This window comes from Mycobacterium sp. (genome assembly GCF_044370595.1).
Lineage (GTDB): Bacteria > Actinomycetota > Actinomycetes > Mycobacteriales > Mycobacteriaceae > Mycobacterium.
In genome coordinates this window covers 1-2,858 of sequence record NZ_JBILVF010000251.1, presented here as the reverse complement: position 1 = coordinate 2,858, position 2,858 = coordinate 1, and the positions used below count along the sequence as shown (strand labels likewise).

General features: G+C 64.0%; 2 protein-coding genes and 1 pseudogene. 2 read left to right on the top strand and 1 reads right to left on the bottom strand.

The window, feature by feature from the left end:
• Nucleotides 1-175: 175 nt before the first annotated feature.
• Both ADBZ5N_RS18430 and ADBZ5N_RS18425 read left to right on the top strand, forming a co-directional pair.
• Nucleotides 176-769: pseudogene (locus ADBZ5N_RS18430) on the top strand (IS1634 family transposase); the annotation flags it as partial.
• Nucleotides 770-1,175: 406 nt separating this feature from the next.
• Nucleotides 1,176-2,417 carry an IS110 family RNA-guided transposase gene (locus ADBZ5N_RS18425; protein ID WP_526259974.1) on the top strand — a complete coding sequence of 414 codons (1,242 nt, stop codon included), beginning with the start codon at nt 1,176-1,178 and terminating at the stop codon, nt 2,415-2,417.
• A 96-nt stretch (nt 2,418-2,513) separates the two neighbouring features.
• On the opposite strand, the gene ADBZ5N_RS18420 is transcribed toward ADBZ5N_RS18425, so the two are convergent.
• A partial coding sequence (locus tag ADBZ5N_RS18420) for a hypothetical protein (RefSeq protein ID WP_526259976.1) occupies nt 2,514-2,858 on the bottom strand: 345 nt, incomplete at its 5' end.

Sequence of the window (2,858 nt, the reverse complement as noted above, 5' to 3'; positions counted from 1 at the left end):
AGTTGCGCTTGACCGTTACGCCGGCAATGTCCTCGAGAATGTCAACCATCTGGTTGACGGCCATGGCTGGGTGAGGATCAGACCGTCGGGAATCTCACGACCGGGGTGCTTTTTGTGCCATTCGGTCACCACCGACGGCAAGAGTGGGATCCGAGAGCCGAGCACGTAGGTCAGCCCGTCGAGTACTTCGGAGAAGGCCCGCGGGGTACCGGACCGGGTGATCCACTACCAATACCGCGCCGACCGGGCCCGACGCACCAGCCGCGGGATCGATGAACAGATCGCCAAAGCCCAACGCGCCGTGGACGGAAAAGCCCCGGTCAAACGCAACCGCTACATCCAACTATCCGGTGCTACCAAGACAGTCAACCGAACCCTGGAAGCCAAGACCCGAGCCCTGGCCGGCTGGAAGGGCTACACCACCAACCTCGTCGACCAGCCCGCCTCGTTCGTCATCGACGCCTACCACCGGCTGTGGCGCATCGAGAAGGCGTTCCGAATGTCCAAGCACGACCTGGCAGCTCGCCCGATCTATCACCGGACCCGGGAATCCATTGACGCGCACTTGACCATCGTGTTCGCCGCCATGGCCGTCAGTCACCACATCGAAAACCAAACCGGCTGGAGCATCAAGAAATTCGTCCGCACCGCACGCCGCTACCGCACCATCACCATCAGCGCCGGCAACCACACACTCACCGCCGCCGACCCCATCCCCGAAGACCTCGCCGCAACGCTCGCCAAGATCAGATCAAACACTGCACACTAATTTGATAAAACTCGGGAAACACACCCCACACCCAAAATCCCTACCCCTCAAAGATTTTCAGAGCCCAGCAACCCCGAACCCCACCCGCGCGAAAAATCGAGGCTAGCTTTCCAGGGGCGCTGCGCTCCTCCGTGGGGTTAGAAAATTTGGCTGTCCGTTCGGCTCGGATTGCTGGTTGCGCCCCGCGAATTGTGGGGTGATGCTGGAGGAGTGTTTCGGCCGACCCCGGTCCGTCTATGTTGCCGCTGAGCCCGCAGGCTAGCTTGGGGCGGAGGGCACAACCATGTCCGCGGGAACCGTGGAATGTTGCCTCGAGCACGAGTGTCAGAGTCCTGTTTCACCCCGCCCTCCCCGAAACACCCTCCACCACAACGGGATACGAGAGTTCATGAGGGAGTGATGGGTGATGGATGTTGTGCACCCGCGGTGCGCGGGAATCGACTGCTCGAAGAAGGATGCGAAAGTCTGCGTGCGGATCCAGGGCCAGGGCGCCCGCACGAAATCAGCCACGGTGAGCACCTGGGGCGCCACGACCAGCCAGATCCTGGCGCTGCGCGAACACCTGATCGCCGAGAAGGTCAGCTGCGTGGTGATCGAGTCGACCAGCGACTACTGGAAACCGTTCTACTACCTGCTCGACGACGACCTGGACGTGATCCTGGTCAATGCCGCCTCGGTGCGTAACCTGCCCGGTCGCAAGACCGACGTCTCCGATGCCGCCTGGCTGGCAGATCTGGGCGCGCACGGGCTGGTGAAGGCCTCCTTCGTTCCACCCGCCCCGATCCGCGCGTTGCGGGATCTGACGCGGGCCCGCACGGTGATCACCCGCGAACGCACCCGGGAAACCCAACGGCTGGAGAAGCTGCTCGAGGACGCCGGCATCAAACTGTCCTCGGTGGCCTCCGAGATCACCGGGGTTTCCGGGCGGGCGATGCTCGAAGCGCTCATCGCCGGCCAACGCGACCCCGCTGCACTGGCCGATCTGGCTCGCCGGCGGCTGCGCTCGAAGATCCCCGCGCTCACTGAAGCGCTGACCGGACGGTTCAGCGACCACCACGCGTTCATGGCCCGGTTGTTCCTGGACCGCATCGACGCCCACAGCGCCGACATCACCCGCCTCGACGAGCGTATTGAGGCGGCGATGGAACCCTTTCGTCCCGCCCGGGACCTGCTGATCAGCATTCCCGGGTTCTCCCGCATCGTCGCCGAGGTCTTCATCGCCGAAACCGGCGCCGACATGAGCGTGTTCCCCTCCGCCGGGCACCTGGCGTCCTGGGCCGGCCTGGCCCCGGGATCCAACGAGTCCGCCGGCCGGGTCAAATCCAGTAAGACCCGCCCCGGAAACCGCAACCTCAAAGGAGTCCTGGGCATCGCCGCGCTCTCAGCAGCCCGCTCGAAGAACACCTACTTCTCGGCCAAATACAAACGCATCGCCGCACGGCGCGGACCCATGCGCGCCATCGTCGCCGTCGAACACGCCATGGTCATCGCCGCCTGGAACCTGCTCACCAACGGCGACTTCTACCGCGACCCCGGCGCCGACTACTACACCGCACGCCAACCGGCCGCGACAAAAACACGCGCGGTCAACCAACTCCAGGCCCTCGGCTACCGCGTCACCCTCGAACCACTCGCCGACACCGCCTAACTCACCAACCCCACCGGTCACCCGTTGTGGTCACCTAATTTTCGTGTCAGTACCTGAGTTAGGACATTTGCCTTAGCTAGGACGCGGTGGACACCCTCAACCTTGCCGGGGGCTGTTACTCGGCCAACGACGCCGGTGGTGACATCCGGGGCGGCGCGTGGGGGCCGAGGCCACCAGTGAAATCGACATTTGGGGCGACGGCGAACAAACCGCAGCTTCATGTATGTCGACGATTGCGTCGAGGGGACTCTGCGCATCGCCCGAGGCTCCAGCAGGGAACCGGGTAGGCCCCGACCTGGTCAGCACGGCTTGCAGAGCGATCTGGTTGGCTTCCGAGATCATTCCGGCGTCGGCGACGACGGTGACATCGGCGAGCTGATGGGCTTTCTTGAACGCGGTGATGACCGGCAGCATGGTCGCGGTTTCGGCCTTGTTGCCCTC

What these genes read in the sequence shown, in the direction of transcription:
- ADBZ5N_RS18425 (WP_526259974.1), top strand. Translation starts at nt 1,176, where the DNA reads ATGGATGTTGTGCACCCGCGGTGCGCGGGAATCGACTGCTCGAAGAAG.